This window comes from Okeania sp. SIO2C2 (assembly GCF_010692625.1).
Classification (GTDB): domain Bacteria; phylum Cyanobacteriota; class Cyanobacteriia; order Cyanobacteriales; family Microcoleaceae; genus Okeania; species Okeania hirsuta.
Window position 1 is genome coordinate 1 of the sequence record NZ_JAAHGM010000109.1, and the last position, 15725, is coordinate 15725.

Consider the following 15725-nt stretch of genomic DNA (forward strand, 5'->3'; position numbering starts at 1 on the left):
CGCTTCAACTCCTCGACTTCCCCAGATTGTTGCGCTACCACAACAGGTTTAATTTCCCCTACTACTGGTTTCACCATCCCCACAGTTAACCCACAGATACTAATAATTGTTGCTCCCCACACTAGAGAATATTTAATTATTGCTTTCATAAAATTCACCACATTAGCACACCTACTTAATTATATATCCGTAGAAGTAACCAGTTATGCAGTTTACTTAATTTAACTCCTCTGTCATTGCGAGGCAGTGCTAAACAAGTTAAACTTTTGGGAAAGTCATTAAATAAGCCGAAGCAATCTCTATTTGCTGGAGATTGCCACGGGGGTATAACGACAAAACCAATCACCTAATTCTTTCCTACCCCCCTCGCAATAACTATAGCAAAGCTATCGCTCTTTATTAAGGAAAAAAAGATAATGGAAACACTCACAAAAACACAGGCTGAAAATTATATAATTTTGCATCCTATTAGTTGGAAAACTTTCACTGGTATGAGTGAAGAATTAAATGAAAATTCTACAAAACGCCTAGTTTATGATAGAGGATATTTACAGATTATGAGTCCTTTAATGGAGCATGAAAATAACAATTGGTTTATTGCTCGTCTGATATTTATTATGGCGGAAGAATGGAACTTAAATATTAAAAGTGTTGGCTCTCTTACTCTCAAAAGGGATGATATTCAAAAAGGAATTGAACCTGATGCCTGTTTTTATTTACAAAATGAGCCAGAGGTGAGAAATAAGCAAAATATTGACTTAAATCAAGGAGATACACCCCCAGATTTAGCTATTGAAATTGATATTACTAATAGTTCAATTGATAACTTACCTATTTACGCAGCATTAGGTGTAGGGGAAATATGGCGATATGATGGAAAAAATTTGCGGTTTTATCGGTTGAATAGGGAAACTCAAAATTATGATGAAATAATGCAAAGTTTAGCTTTTCCTTTGTTAGATATGACAATGATTCCTCAATGGTTAGAACAACGATTAATTATTGGGGAAACGGCAACCTTAAAGCAAGTTAGGCAATGGGCAAGGGAAGTTAGAAGTTAGAAGTCAGAAGTTAGAAGTTGTTTTTGTAACAGGGATTAGAGCATCCGGTTGCCACTGCAAAAGTTGTTCTTGATATAGAGGAGGCAAATTTTCATCAAGCAAATATTTAATTGCCATTATTTAGAAGCACCTTCGACTTGAGTTAGACGTTCCAATTTCCACCTCAGTACCTTCGCCACAAAAGGTGGAGGATGGCGATCAAATTCAGCTTGAACTTTATTCGTATAGTCCAACCAATTTTCTAAATATTGTCCTATGGTTTCGCGATCGCGCAAATAAGACAAAATTGTGGCATAAACTTGCTCTAAGCTAACAGTATGAAATAGTTCGGCAATTTCTTCTGCTGTCTTATTGTTAACAACGTATTCCTAAAGAATATTCTCAATACCGATCCGCGTTCCTTTAACTCGAATATCCTCCGGTGTCAGAAACTCAAAATAATCTTCTAGTTGCATTTGTTAGTCCTTGCCTAAATTTGCCCAAAACCCAGTAAATATTTCTCATAATAGCATAAAAGTCTTTTGAGTGTGGGTATCTGCCCTCCACAGCGTACCTTACTGATATGAAACACGTTGTATATATTTTTTAATTTCTTCCCCCTCTTCCCCCTCTTCCCCCTCTTCCCCCTCTTCCCCCTCTTCCGAAGTTAAATCGCTAAAAGGGAAGCGAACTAACCAAATTTATTGAGGTTTAGGATTCGACATCGTAAATATCTTCTTCTGGTTCATTCCACTCTGAAAAACCTGTTTCTGCTAGTTGCATTATGGTGAGAGTTTCTAGTCTTTCCTCAAGGTCTTCTATGAGGATTATTTGTTCCTGAATAGGTAATTGAAATATCAGAGCTTTTATTTCTTCTATAGTTGGGTTTGGAGTCATATTTAAGTGCAATTATTATTTTTAAATTCTTCAATAAGTTTATTTTGATTTTAACATATTATTAGCGATCGCTCCCTAGAGCTAGACACTGATTATGGCACGGATGTACAGATGATTTTGGGGGTCGGTTTGACGCTCGCTTCTACCTTTTTATTTATATATGTCAATAGGTTGATAGTCTCAATCAAATCAGACAACTTATTCAAGTATTGATGCTAATATCACATCTATTGCTGATATAATAGCTACAAAACCAAGGAATAAAACTGCTGTATTTAATATTTTAGCTTCAGCATCTCTGAGGTCAGCTAATTCTGTAATTTACTCGTTCCAAATTGCAATTAAGGAACGTCTATAATGTTCTTCAGAGATATCAATACATTTTTTAAAATATTGTAATTTATGGCAATAGCGGTATCAAATAGAATAATCATAGTTTAGTGTCTTTGAAGGAGAAAAATAAAATGCTTAATGGACTATTTTCACAGCAAGAAACAGAAGCTCTTAAACGGACGGAAGACAATATTGAGAAAGTAAAATCGTTTTTAGAAAATTGTATTTCTCCTAATTCATTAACTGATGAAGTACAGGAGTTTTTTCGAGAAGTTGCTGCTCTCAAAGGTCAGAGTGCAGAGGCAACTTTACAGGAAATGATGGCAGGTACGAGAAAATATTTGGAGGCAATTAATACAGAAATTGAATTTAAAAATGATATCCCTAAAGATATAAATAAGTATGTGGATAAGATAGAGAAATTAGCTGCTGGTATTGAGTCTTGTTGGGATATATTTTCAGGAGAAAGTCGTCAATATTTTAGAAAAATAGCTTATAGTTTTACTGAGGCAAGTTCTAAATGTAACGGATGGCAAGGTTTGTTAATTAGATTTAGATTAATTTTGCCTTCCCTACAAAAAAAAGAAGATGTATTTAGTAAGTATCAAAAGTCTTTTTTGATAATTCCAAAAGCTGTAGCTAAAGCAATTGAATTGAGAAAATCAAAATCTACTTCTAAACTATGGGAAAAAGGTCAATATTTGTTAAATAAGGCAACAGAAATATATAACTCAGAGAAGGGAATTTTATTGCCATATTTGAAACATTGGGGGCGCACTCCTGAAGAGCAATTAGAGAAAAATAAACCTGCTATGGCTTGGGCAAAAGCCAGAATGGAAGAAATTAAAAGAGAGTACAATGGAGAGAATTTATAGTTATGATTGTAATTTTAGATTCAGGAGTGCTTGGTTTACTTGCTAGTCCAGTTAAAAATATTTCTCAAGCGAAATATAGTGAAATTTCCCAATGTAATGAATGGCTATATGAACTATTAGCTAAAAGCAGATATGTAGTAACTTCTCAAATTTCTGATTATGAAGTTAGACGGGAATTAATTCGGATTAAAAGTGAGGGTTTAGAAATATTAGATAGTCTTAAGGATGTAGTAGATTTTCTCCCACTTACAACAGAAGTTATGAACAAAGCTGCTGAGTTTTGGGCTAAGGCACGTCAAAATAATATCCCGACAACTGATAATAAAAATATTGATGCAGATATGATTATTTCTGCTCAATGGAATATTCTCTGTCAAGAAGCTCCTGGCAGAGGAATATATGTTGCTACTACTAATATTAAACACTTGAAAATATTTGTGGAAGAATATGCTCAAAATTGGCGGGATATTAAATTTTAGTTTGTAAATAAGGTTGGCGATCGCTCCCAATTGACACCATTCCCAAATTGCCAATTTACTAACTCAAAAATAACCATAGTATTAGATTACAAAAACTCTACTTTTCCGATCATATCTTCAGGTTCCAATACTTCCCAAATCAGAATTAACCCGCGTAAAATTTCACCGACCGAACGACTTCCCTTGATACAATAAGCAATTCCACTATGTGAAAAACCAGCATAATGTAGTCGCAAAAAATCTCTATCCTGAGTAAAAATAACCCGATTTTGATTAGCAGCAAATATCAATTGTTCCTCATCTGAAAGAGAAATTAAATTCGCCTCAGAAGTAGTAGTTACATCAATATTTCGTCGTCTTAAACCATCAGCTATTGCATTAGGAGCATTTTCATCCAGATGAAATTTAATCTTTTTTACCATGACTTTCTCTTAATTTTTTTGCTACTAAAGAAGGAGTTTCAGCTTGCATTGCTCTAGCAAATTCTTCATCTTCTAAAATTTGCTGCCTAATCTCTTCTAAATGGTCGTGATAATAAGTCAAAGCGGCATAAACATCGGCTAAAGTAATACTTGGATATTGAGAGACAATTTCATCTGGTGAAAGACCCATTTTTTCATGGCAAATAACAATATCTTCTACTCTAATTCGATGTCCAGCAATCCGAGGTTTTCCACCACAAATTCCAGGAGTAATTTCAATGTGTTCTGTAATTGTAGATGTTTTAGACATAACTAATTTGGAAATACAAATAATAGATATATTTTAACAGATAATAGTTTCTTTAGCTAACTAAGAAAAATTTATTGAGGTTTAGGATTTCACTACAAGCAATTTATTCAAGTATTGATGCTAATATAACATCTAATGCTGATAGAATCGCTGCAAAACTAAGAAATAAAAAAGTTTTTCAACTTTCTAACTCTTCTTAATCCTTCTAAATCTTCTCACAATCAGAAGATTTAGAATAGTGATAGTTGTTGGTGTTCTTCATTTTTCCGTTTTCCCTTTTGTTTACTCGTACCATTTGGTACTTTTATATTGTTGCCCGCTCCTTTTTCTAGAAGTCCTGCGAAATAGAACCAAGAAATCATTCTAGTAGCATAATGATTGACCGTTCTATTATCCACGGACAAATTGTACAGGTTAGCAATAATTTTGTGGAGTTGATGTTGAGTCATCATGGTTCCTGGTTTATTGTTTTGATATATTTCTTTGATGACGATATGTTCATTCAGTATATTTGCTAAATAATTTGCTATTTCTGAATCTGAATGTGTTTGTCCTAATAAATCACTATTGATCTTTAATATTGGGCTTTTATATTCAACTAATCCTAATCTTTGTAAATCATCTCTAATATTTTTTAAAGTGTTTTGTTTGATTTTACTTTTTAACTTTAATATTTCTGCATATTTTATTCCTGTTTCACCTTTTGCAGCTATCAAATCAAAAACTTCCAACAGTTGGTATTTTTAATGATTTTTTCTGAATTGTCTTACTATCAATTATTGGAAGACCAGACAAAAAACCATTGTTTTTAAAATTACTTTTTAGTTCTTCTAGATTTGTGATTTCTTGATCTTCTTTGGTTGGAAAAACAATTGCACGAATTGGAATTGCTTCTTCACCTATTTCTTCAACTACCCATAAAGTTTGTGAAGAAGTAACTAATAGGGTAGCTGTATTAACCTTACCAATATTATATTTATTCCAATCAGGTAATTTGATGGATTTAATATCCATAAATACTTGAGCTAGCTTTTCTGGTCCCCAAAATTCAGCCCTAATTCCATCATAATTTGCATTTTGATACTTCTGTTGTTCTTCTTCTATTACACCTTTGGCTTCTTTACCAAATTCAGTAGTACAAGCTAAATATACTTTTTTAATATTGTTACGATAAGCTTTGCCTAGTAACTTATCTATAACTTCTGCACTAATAGTATCTTTTTCATAAAACTTACATTCAATAAAAGCCCTCTCATTGGTTTCTTTGTTTTTTGCTAAAACATCTATTTCACTACCTGTAAACCTTATACGTGGAGATATTTCCAACCTCTGCTGCCTAAACAAGTCTGCTACTGTCTTTTCCCAAAACGTCCCTTTTTTGTTGTTATCCCAGTCTATTGGAATAACAACTTTAAACTTCGTTTGTATATCTTTATTATTAACCATATTTATTAAATTTACAGATTACTTTTTTAATATTTACTATTATAATATTCAGTAACTTAGTATTTGTAGGTTGGGTTAAGCGACAGCGCAACCCAACAAAAACGTTCATATACTGCGTTATGTTGGGTTTCGTTCCTCAACCCAACCTACAAATAGTGGTCAAAAATTTACTTCAACCCATCAACTAACTGCTCCCTCGCACTCTCCAACGCTTCCTTCAACTTACTCGGATCGCGACCCCCTGCTTGCGCCAAATTCGGACGGCCGCCGCCGCCTCCTCCACACATTTTCGCTATCCCGCCAATAAATTTCCCTGCTTGCAAACCTTTACCATTCACAGACTTACTAAAAGCAGCAACCAAACTGACTTTCTCCTCCAACGCGGAACCCAATACCACAGCACTGTCGCCCAACTTTTGTTGCAACCTCTCTGCTGCGGTCTTCAACGCTTCCGCATCAACTCCAGGCATTTCCGCTACCAATATCTGAAACTCACCCACAGTCTTAGCATCCCCCAACAACTGGTCAGACTTCGCTACTGCTAACTCCCCTTTCAACGCTTCCAACTGTTTTTGCGACTCCTTCAACTCCTGCTGCAAGTTACTCACCCGCTCCGATAATTCCTCCGGTTTTGCCTTAAAGCGATCGCTCAATTCCTTAACCACAGTATCTCGGACATTCAAATAATCTAAAACTGCCAAACCAGCAACTGCTTCAATACGACGCACCCCAGAAGAAATAGCAGCTTCAGAAATAATTTTAAACACCCCAATTTCTGCCGTATTATTCACATGAGTTCCCCCACATAATTCCATCGACACTCCCGGATAGTCAACCACCCGTACCACATCGCTATACTTTTCACCAAACATAGCAACAGCTCCCTTTGCTTTTGCCTCATCCAATGGCATTTCCGCAACTGTCGCCGGATGTGCTTCAGCTATCCAACTATTTACCTGAGCTTCCACTTGCTCCACCTCCTCCGGTTTCAACCCCCGGGGACAATTAAAATCAAATCGCAAGCGGTCAAAAGATACCAAGGAACCCGCTTGAGAAATAGACTGGTCTACCAGGGACCGCAAAGCAGCTTGTAACAAATGTGTTGCGGTATGGTTTGCTTGCGCTCTGCGACGACAAGCAGCATCTATTTGAGCATTCACCGTCATTCCTAACTGTAACGTACCCCTTTCCACGCGACCGAAATGCACAAAAATATTATTCTGCTTCTGCACATCTTCTATCCGCACGACTACATTATCCCCACTTAGATAACCGCGATCGCCTATTTGACCACCAGACTCAGCATAAAAAGGTGTTTGGTCAAGTACCACTTGCACTTGAGTACCTGCTTCAGCAGACTCAACCTGTTCCCCTTCAGCTATTAACGCCATTACTTGCGCTGAGGAAGTCAAATCTGTATATCCTAAAAATTCCGTTTTGTCAACATCTAATTTTACCCCACCTTCAGCAGTCAAGTCAATAGTTTCGTGAGCTGACTGAGAACGTTCTTGCGCCAGTTTCATTTCTTTCTCAAACATACTGACATCAACAGTTAAACCATTTTCTTCTGCTATTTCCTGAGTCAACTCCAGTGGAAAACCATAAGTGTCGTATAACTTGAAAGCATCTTCCCCAGAAATTTGTTTAGTTTTCTGAGTTTCCGGTTTTGCCATAATTTCCGCCAACAATTTTTCACCCCGCTCCAATGTTTCCAAGAAACGAGACTCTTCCCGTTGCAACTCCGCTTTAATAGCAGTTTCCCGCTCCCGCAAATTTGGGTAAACATCCTCAGAAAGAGCGATCGCTTTCTCCGCAACTTTGGATGTAAATTCCCCAAAAATGCCAATCAAACGTCCGTGACGCACAACTCGGCGAATTAACCGTCGTAAAATATAACCCCTGCCAACATTAGATGCAGTGACACCATCGGCAATTAAATGTGCAACTGCTCGTACATGGTCGCCAATAACTTTCAGAGAAACTTTGGTTTTATCATCACTTTTTTTGTAGTTGATACCAGCAATATCCGCAGCAGTTTTAATGATAGGAAAAATGAGGTCAGTTTCATAATTATTCGGCACTTTTTGTAATATTTGCGCCATTCTTTCTAACCCCATCCCAGTGTCAATATTTCTGTTTTGCAATGGTGTGAGATTTCCCTCTGCATCCCGGTTGTATTGCATAAATACCAGGTTATAAAATTCGATAAACCTGCTGTCGTCTTCTAGGTCAATGTTATCATCCCCCAATTCTGGATGGAAGTCGTAATAAATTTCCGAACAGGGACCGCACGGACCAGTCGGACCCGATGCCCAAAAATTATCTTCCTCATCCATCCGTTGAATGCGGTGTGCGGGAATACCAATTTTGTCGCGCCAAATAGCAAATGCTTCATCATCTTCTCGGAATACGCTGACAACTAAATGGTCTGGAGGCAAACCGAAGATTTTTGTGGATAGTTCCCAAGCGTAGGCGATCGCTTCTGGTTTAAAATAGTCGCCAAAACTGAAGTTACCCAACATCTCAAAAAAAGTGTGATGTCTGGCAGTGCGACCAACATTTTCGATATCGTTAGTGCGGATACATTTTTGGGAAGTAGTAGCACGGGGATATTTCCGGGGTTGTTGTCCGAGAAATATCGGTTTAAATGGTAACATTCCCGCAATAGTTAGTAAGACCGTGGGGTCTTCAGGAACTAGGGATGCACTCGGTAAAATAGTGTGTTCCCGTTGTGCGTAAAAGTCGAGAAATGTTTGTCGAATTTCGTTACCTGTGAGTTTTTTAGCAGACATAATTAATTCAGATGTTAGGTTGTGTAATTTTAACTAGCTATTCGCTTTTAGCATTCAGTTATCAGCTTTTATAGCTCTGGGTTTAAATCCCCTTTCCGTTCCGGAATGCTCCGCAAACGTACACATTTACTGCTGACTGCTGATTGCTTATTTAATTTTCCGTCTATTCAGGCAAAATTTGACCTGTTGAAATTTTACAACTTTTATTGTAATAGGTATTAGGTGTTATGTGTCATTGAGCAACATAAATTTTCTATAATAGTGGAAATAATCATCAAGTATTTCCAGAAATTACATCAACTTTTTCCATAACTCATAGCAGGAGATTTCAGAGAAATTTTCGTTCTTATTTTTGATCAAATATATCATTTATTTTAAATATTCACCGAATAAATATAGACCTATTTATCAATATTTAGATATTATTTAATTGAGTAATTGAAAAATATTTATACTTACGTTGGTTTATATAGATAACTTAATCCTAACTTAATCAAATACACCAAAAGATGAAAAATATAAAACAAATAAAAATAAGTATATAAAAAAGGTGAAATTTGTTTGTATAATTGCTACTTGGTCTAAAATTAGATAATGTAAATTTGTAGGCATAAATAGCAGCTTAATATTTCATTAGCTTTGGAAATTTAGGATAGCATATTTATTGCCAATATTAAGAAACTAAAACATCTCTAAAAATAATGCTAACTAATGGACTGATAGAAACAGAACCCTTGGAATTAGAGGATATCTTTATTTCTCTAGAATCGTTACCAGAACCTCCTGCTAGTTTTACTGGTACTTTTAATCCTGCAAATTTTATTCCAATTCCAGATAATCCAGTATTGCAAGTTCCAGATGGATTTACCGTTAATGTTTTTGCTGATAATGTTTTTCCTGAAAGTAAAAATCCTCGTTGGTTAGGATTGACTCCCACTGGAGACGTGTTAGTAACATCACTTTTCCAGGATCAAATACTTTTACTACGCGATACAGATGAGGATGGTGTAGCAGATTTTTCTCAAATTTTTGCCGATGCAGAAAATGGATTAAATCGACCTTTTGGCATGGTTTTTACTGAAGATTTTTTCTATGTGGGAAATACAGATTCAATAGTAAGATATCCTTACAATATCGGCGATACAGAAATTAATGGTACTGGTGAAAAAATCGCCGATTTACCAGGAGGTGGTGCTCATTTTACTAGGAATTTAGCAATTTCCCCAGACAATCAACTTTTTGTTTCTATTGGTTCCGGTTCTAACGCGCAAATAGAAGAATTACCCAGAGCATCTGTACAAGTAATGAATCTAGATGGTTCCAATCAACAAACTTTTGCTTTTGGTTTAAGAAACCCTGTAGGTCTAGATTTTCATCCAATAACAGGTCAACTTTTTACCACTGTAAATGAACGAGATGCATTAGGTGATGACTTAGTTCCTGATTATTTTACAGGATTAGAACAAGATGAATTTTATGGTTGGCCTTATGTTTATTTATCACCAGATTTACCATACCCATTTATAACAGAAGAAAATCTTAATTTCGTACCAGAAACTCAAACTCCAGATTTTGTAACAGAAACTCAAACTCCTGATGTATTATTTCAAGCACATTCAGTACCTTTAGGACTGCAATTTTATGATGGTGAAACCTTCCCAGAAGAATATCACAATGGAGCATTTGTCGCATTTCGAGGTGGTTTCGGTCGTCAGGAACCTACAGGTTCTAAAATAGTATTTGTACCCTTTGATGAAAATGGAAATGCAACAGGAGTATATCAAGATTTTTTAACAGGTTTCTTAGATGTTTCAGTAGAACCTGAAACTACTTGGGGTAATCCCGTTGGTTTACAAGTATTACCAGATGGTAGTTTGTTGTTTACCGACCAAGGAAACAATCGAATTTATCGAATACAATTTCCTGAAAATGAAACCATAGAAGGCACTAATAACAATGATAATTTTCAGAGTGGAGAAGGTGACGATCAACTTTTTGGTAGAAGAGGTAGCGATCGCCTCACTGGTAATGGTGGAGACGATACATTAATTGGTGGTGTTGGTCAAGATACTCTGAATGGCGATCGGGGTGATGATACTGTTAATGGTGGTCCTGATGAAGATAAATTATTTGGCAAATCTGGTAATGACCTGTTAATTGGTCGCCCCGGTAACGATATCTTGTTAGGAGGTGATGGTAACGATACCCTAGAAGGAGGTATTGGTCGCGACAGACTCAATGGTGGTGCTGGAAACGACCAACTTACAGGAGGTGGTAGTATTGACCGCTTTATCTTTAATACTAATGTGGAATTTCAGAGTGAGGATGTAGGTATAGACGTAATTACTGATTTTTCTCAAACACAGGAAGATATTATTCTTCTAGACTTGAGAACTTTTACTGCTATCAATAGTGAGTCGGGAGCAGGTTTCAGCATTGCCAGTGAGTTTGCTATTGTTACTAATGACCAAGAAGCAGCAACGGTTGATGGAATAATTGTTTATAATAGTGAAAATGGTCAATTGTTCTACAACCCCAATGGTAGTCAAACTGGTTTCGGTAGTGGAGGTCAATTTGCCACTTTGACAAATATTCCATCAATAGAAGCAGAAGATTTCTTCCTTAGAAGTTAGCGGTTGCCATTTCCCTGCAGTGGGAGCAAGATGCTCCCATGCTAGGCGTCGATAGATGTTTAGTCCTAAAGCGCAACTAAAAATAATATCAAATCCGCATTTAATATTAATAGCGATCGCTCAATATTTTTGTAGCTCAAGCTGATCAAAATAATACAGACCTTACTTGGTATACTCTTAAATAATTTCCTGGCTTAAATTCTTTCGTTTTTCTTACTTTTAACTTTTAACTTTTGACTTTTGACTTCCATACAGATATCTGTACCAGGCGAAGTACAAACAGATAGAAAGTACAACCAGCAACAGAGATAGAATTAGGAAATTATCCCAACGTTTCATCATAAACATAATTCCCGTGAGACACAAAACTATTTGCCAGGGAATCGCGATCGCAGTTGCCAGCAAATCTCGCCTGTTCTCTAATGTGATATTGACCGTGAGATTGCGGGACAGATTAGTGGCGATCGGCTTCCAGAAACCGAAGGGACGGGTGACAGTATAAAAATTCTCCAGAACAGACCGTTCCGTTGCCGGAGTTAACAGAGTGCCAGCGATACATCCTGCCAAAGAACAACTGCTAGGAATTAGAAATTGGATAAATTCGGCAAGTTGTAGATTCGGGAAGGAAGGTAAGACGATCGCCTTAGTAACAATTGCAGCCACCATACCAGCGGCGATACCCGTAGCAAATCCATAACCATTAAACCGCCACCAATACCATCTTAACAGCAGAGGAACCGCCAAACCCGTCCCCAATCCCAGAGTCAACCATCCCCAAATTTCATTGATATTGGAGATACTGAAGCTAAATAGCAATCCCACCATAACAATGATAACCGATGCCCAACGACTTTGAGCCAGCAGTTTGCGGTTGTCAGCTTGCGGATTGAGATAAGCTTGATAAATATCCTTCACCCAGTAAGCAGCGCCACCATTAATTAAGGAGTCAAAAGTAGACATCCCGGCGGCGATAAAACAAGCTAATACCAATCCCTTAATTCCCACTGGTAGGTAAGTAGCGATAACTGTTGGCAATACCAGTTCCGGGTCAGGAATTACTTGGTTAGTAATGCCGTAATTGATGCCCAGGATCGCAAAGGCAGTTACCAAAGGCCAGCGAAAGGAAAGCAAGAATATCCACCACAGGGACATTAACCCCACTTCCCGGTCGCTTTTGGCAGCAAAATAACGCTGCATCATATAACCACCGATACCGCCAAACCCTTCCATCAATACTTTCAGCAGATAGAAGCAAAGGATAGCACCGAACAAGTTGAAACGACCATAGTCTCCTGGCAAATCTACTTCCATGGAGGGGAATATGCTACTCCACTCGCTAAAATTCCACTCGTGCAATTGCTCGGTTCCCGGAATAGAAATAGCAAATGTCTCCGGGAGAGGAGGAAGTTGCAGAGCGATCGCGCAGATATAGATGATAGCCACAAAAATCAATACTCCCTGAAACAGGTCTGTTAACACCACCCCATAAAAACCGCTAAGAACAGTGTATATCAATGCCAAGAAGATAATTAAAATTGAAGCCAAGCGGGCATCGACTGCAATAAATTCTCCTAAGAATTTGCCTCCACCTATGGCAAAATAACTAATCCTACCAATGGTCAAAATAATAGCAGCAACCGCACTAACTATCCGGGCGATATTTCCTTCCCGTCCGACTCCAAAACGCAAGTGCATCCATTCCGCTAAAGTCATAACTTGGGCGCGACGATTCCACTTGCCCATAAAAATCATAAACATTGCTAGAATTAAGGCAATGCTACCCCGGAGTTCCAGAAAAAATCCCTTCGTTCCCAAGGCATATACTAAGGCTGTTATCAACATTGTCCCCGCAATGTCTGTATTAGAAGCCATCCCTGATGCCCCCAATACCCACCAAGGCATATTTCGATCGCCCAGAAAGTAAGAGTCTATGCCAGCGGATGCTTTCCGCTGGAGAAATATGCCAAACAGGACGATCGCCAGTAGGTAAATGACGACAATAGTGTAATCAATTAAATGCATAAACTCCTCAAGTAAACAATTCGGGATGCTTGGAATCCCTGTCGCTTGAGCGCAGGGAGGAAAAGAAGTAGGGTGCGTTAATGAAATGTAACGCACCGCCTATTCCAGCTATTGATGGTGCGTTACGCTGTCGCTAACACACCCTACTGGACTATATGTGGATAATTATTTATAATACCGTAGGTTGGGTTAAGCGGTAGCGCAACCCAACAGATACAAGAAGAGTATCAGTCCAGTAGGTCGGGTTAAGTGGCAGCACAATTCAACAGATACAATAAGCGTTGTTGGGTTTCCTTAACGTCAACCCAACCTACAAAGTGCCAATTTATGAAAACGTTCAACGCATACTTTGTTTTTTCTCAGCTTTTAAGTCACGACTACCCACAGCAGCTAATTCTGCATCCATCAAAGTTTTTCCTGTTGCTGCCAGATAAACATCATCCAAACTTGGTCGCGCTTGAGCAATACCAAAAATTGGTAAACCTGCTGACTGCAATGACTGTTGAATTTCGATCAAAGCATCGCTCTGGGGTGTCACAACTAAGTTTAAAGAATTGCCCTGAGCAGCATTAACAATAACTTCTTGAACTATTGGCAGGTTCCCTAGTAATACTTTAGCTTTTTCTGCTTCTTCAGTAGAAGAAAATTCCCTAATACGGAGAGTAATACGATCGCCTCCCACCCGGTCTTTAAGTTCTGAAGGAGTACCCGTCGCAATAACCACACCTTGGTCAATAATAGCTACCCTATCTGCTAAAGCATCGACTTCTTCCAGATAGTGACTGGTAATCAAAACTGTTGTACCTGAGTCTCGCAACTGACGCAAAAAATCCCAAACTGCTACCCGACTATCAATATCTAAACCCACTGTCGGTTCATCCAAAACTAAAACATCTGGTTGATGCAATAAACCCGCTGCTAAATCTAGACGTTTGCGGATACCGCCAGAGTAAGTGCCTGTTTTTTTGTCCGCCCAATCTTCTATTCCCAGGAGGGCGATCGCTCCTTCGATTCTTTCTTTTGCCAATTTGCCTGGAATATGATATATAGCTGCTTGCAGTTCCAGTAGTTCTCGGCCTGTAAGTACCTTGTCGAGGGCCACTTCCTGAGCAACATAGCCAAGACGTTGTCTAGCTATTCTCGGTTGGTCAACTACTGAAATACCAGATACTTCTAGACGTCCAGCATCTGGTGTAATTAGAGTACACAGGGCGCGTAGTGTAGTTGTTTTACCTGCACCATTAGGGCCAAGTAAACCAAATATTTCTCCAGGTTCTATCTGAAAAGAAACGTCCTTAACTGCTGTAACTGAACCATAACTTTTCTGAAGGTTTTCTATTAAAACTGCTGGTGCCATGATTATTAGTAAGTATAAAGTTTTCTTTGATAATTGTAATTGTTTATTTTATTCTTGCCAGAAGACCAGAAGTATAGCAGTGGAATGAAAGGGTGCGGACATATCAAAAGCTGGCGTTGGTAAAGCGCGTGTATGATATTAATCTTAATTACTTAGGAGTCAGGAGTCAGGAGTCAGGAGTCAGGAGGGAAGAAAGAAGAAGAAAGAGGAATAGAAGGAGAAATCGCGCTCTTATCCGGACATGGTATCATACCTCAAATTACCAACGCCCAAAAGCTTAAAACTCAGACAACGCAAGATTGTCCTTCTCTCCTTCTTCCTTCAGCCATATTATGTTTGACCTGAGACACAGAAAAGCTTTTGTCACTGTTGCCTGTTGCCTGTTGCCTGTTGCCTGTTGCCTATTTCCCTGTTCCCTGTTCCCTGGGATAAAATTCATGGTAGCTTCTCATAAGTAGAAAATAGTTATGACCATAGATATTAAAGCCTTTTTTCAGGCAACAAACCCTGGCATTCCTCTGTTTATAGATAATGTAGAAATTGACACTAGATGCTATATTGACTTCTCGACTGTGCGTGGAGGAAAAGTTATTAAAAAATTAAAAAATACTATTACTCTCTGGTCTTCAGACCGACCCACTTGCCAATTATTCACCGGACATATTGGTTGTGGTAAGTCTACAGAATTATGGCAACTCAAGCAACAGTTAGAAACAGAAGGCTTTCATGTTGTCTACGTTGAGTCTGACAAAAACCTAGAAATGGGAGATGTAGATGTAGGTGATATTTTTCTAACTATTGCACAACAGGTCAGCAAAAGTTTGGAGAAGTTGGAAAAATTTAACTTGGAGGAATCAAAAGGATTAAAAGGTATACTTCAGGGAGCTGCCAAATTATTGCAGACAGAAATAGAAATATCTAACATTGAACTGCTCTATAAAACCGATACAAACCGTTACATAACGTTATAATTTGATATTTACTTCCTGCTTCTACTGAGACCGTCGGCGGTTACTCATCCACAGGCATTCACGACCGAGCCGACCGCATTTCTCAAATTTATACTGGCGTTTAAATCTCTATCTATTGACAAGCCACAGTCAGGGCAGTCATAAGTCC

General features: G+C 38.0%; 16 protein-coding genes. 6 read left to right on the forward strand and 10 right to left on the reverse strand.

What is annotated here, in order from left to right:
- Nucleotides 1-416 precede the first annotated feature (416 nt).
- Nucleotides 417-1061 (forward strand): Uma2 family endonuclease, encoded by a 645-nt coding sequence (locus F6K18_RS34720; protein WP_287527724.1) that lies wholly within the window; start codon nt 417-419, stop codon nt 1059-1061.
- Nucleotides 1062-1177: 116 nt separating this feature from the next.
- Here the strand turns inward: F6K18_RS34720 and F6K18_RS34725 are convergent, their stop codons facing one another.
- Nucleotides 1178-1345, reverse strand: coding sequence for a hypothetical protein (locus F6K18_RS34725; RefSeq protein WP_287527726.1), 168 nt, complete (start codon nt 1343-1345; stop codon nt 1178-1180).
- A gap of 406 nt (nt 1346-1751) precedes the next feature.
- Nucleotides 1752-1937: a hypothetical protein gene (locus F6K18_RS34730; RefSeq protein WP_287527728.1), complete on the reverse strand. Its 186-nt coding sequence runs from the start codon at nt 1935-1937 to the stop codon at nt 1752-1754.
- Nucleotides 1938-2401: 464 nt separating this feature from the next.
- Here F6K18_RS34730 and F6K18_RS34735 point away from each other — a divergent pair, with 464 nt between their 5' ends.
- On the forward strand, nt 2402-3145 hold the full coding sequence (locus F6K18_RS34735) for a hypothetical protein (RefSeq protein ID WP_287527730.1): 744 nt from the start codon (nt 2402-2404) through the stop codon (nt 3143-3145).
- Nucleotides 3146-3147: 2 nt separating this feature from the next.
- On the forward strand, nt 3148-3624 hold the full coding sequence (locus F6K18_RS34740) for a type II toxin-antitoxin system VapC family toxin (RefSeq protein WP_287527732.1): 477 nt from the start codon (nt 3148-3150) through the stop codon (nt 3622-3624).
- A gap of 86 nt (nt 3625-3710) precedes the next feature.
- Here the strand turns inward: F6K18_RS34740 and F6K18_RS34745 are convergent, their stop codons facing one another.
- From F6K18_RS34745 to alaS, 5 genes are all read right to left on the reverse strand, one after another.
- Complete coding sequence (locus F6K18_RS34745; protein WP_287527734.1) at nt 3711-4046, reverse strand: DUF5615 family PIN-like protein; 336 nt, start codon at nt 4044-4046, stop codon at nt 3711-3713.
- Entirely contained in the window at nt 4030-4356 is a 327-nt protein-coding gene (locus F6K18_RS34750; RefSeq protein ID WP_287527736.1) for a DUF433 domain-containing protein, read from the reverse strand. The genes F6K18_RS34745 and F6K18_RS34750 overlap by 17 nt, the downstream gene beginning before the upstream one ends.
- Nucleotides 4357-4586: 230 nt before the next feature.
- Nucleotides 4587-5087, reverse strand: a complete 501-nt coding sequence (locus F6K18_RS34755) for a hypothetical protein (protein ID WP_287527739.1) — start codon at nt 5085-5087, stop codon at nt 4587-4589.
- Entirely contained in the window at nt 5074-5802 is a 729-nt protein-coding gene (locus tag F6K18_RS34760) for a restriction endonuclease (RefSeq protein ID WP_287527741.1), read from the reverse strand. Before F6K18_RS34760 ends, F6K18_RS34755 begins: the two co-directional genes overlap by 14 nt.
- Nucleotides 5803-5969: 167 nt before the next feature.
- A complete protein-coding gene (gene alaS / locus F6K18_RS34765; protein ID WP_287527743.1) occupies nt 5970-8594 on the reverse strand; it encodes an alanine--tRNA ligase in 2625 nt (874 codons plus the stop codon).
- A gap of 701 nt (nt 8595-9295) precedes the next feature.
- Between alaS and F6K18_RS37145 the strand changes: the two genes are divergently transcribed.
- Nucleotides 9296-11227, forward strand: coding sequence for a PQQ-dependent sugar dehydrogenase (locus tag F6K18_RS37145; protein ID WP_353735267.1), 1932 nt, complete (start codon nt 9296-9298; stop codon nt 11225-11227).
- Between the two features lie 219 nt (nt 11228-11446).
- On the opposite strand, the gene F6K18_RS34780 is transcribed toward F6K18_RS37145, so the two are convergent.
- A complete protein-coding gene (locus F6K18_RS34780; protein ID WP_287527745.1) occupies nt 11447-13249 on the reverse strand; it encodes a sodium:solute symporter family protein in 1803 nt (600 codons plus the stop codon).
- A gap of 337 nt (nt 13250-13586) precedes the next feature.
- Nucleotides 13587-14606, reverse strand: a complete 1020-nt coding sequence (locus tag F6K18_RS34785) for an ATP-binding cassette domain-containing protein (protein WP_287527747.1) — start codon at nt 14604-14606, stop codon at nt 13587-13589.
- Nucleotides 14607-14722: 116 nt separating this feature from the next.
- Here F6K18_RS34785 and F6K18_RS34790 point away from each other — a divergent pair, with 116 nt between their 5' ends.
- Nucleotides 14723-14887 carry a hypothetical protein gene (locus tag F6K18_RS34790; protein ID WP_287300956.1) on the forward strand — a complete coding sequence of 55 codons (165 nt, stop codon included), beginning with the start codon at nt 14723-14725 and terminating at the stop codon, nt 14885-14887.
- Between the two features lie 186 nt (nt 14888-15073).
- A complete protein-coding gene (locus F6K18_RS34795) occupies nt 15074-15577 on the forward strand; it encodes an ATP-binding protein (protein ID WP_287527749.1) in 504 nt (167 codons plus the stop codon).
- 44 nt (nt 15578-15621) lie between these two features.
- On the opposite strand, the gene F6K18_RS37150 is transcribed toward F6K18_RS34795, so the two are convergent.
- On the reverse strand, nt 15622-15725 hold a 104-nt coding region (locus tag F6K18_RS37150; RefSeq protein WP_353735207.1), incomplete at its 5' end, for a zinc ribbon domain-containing protein.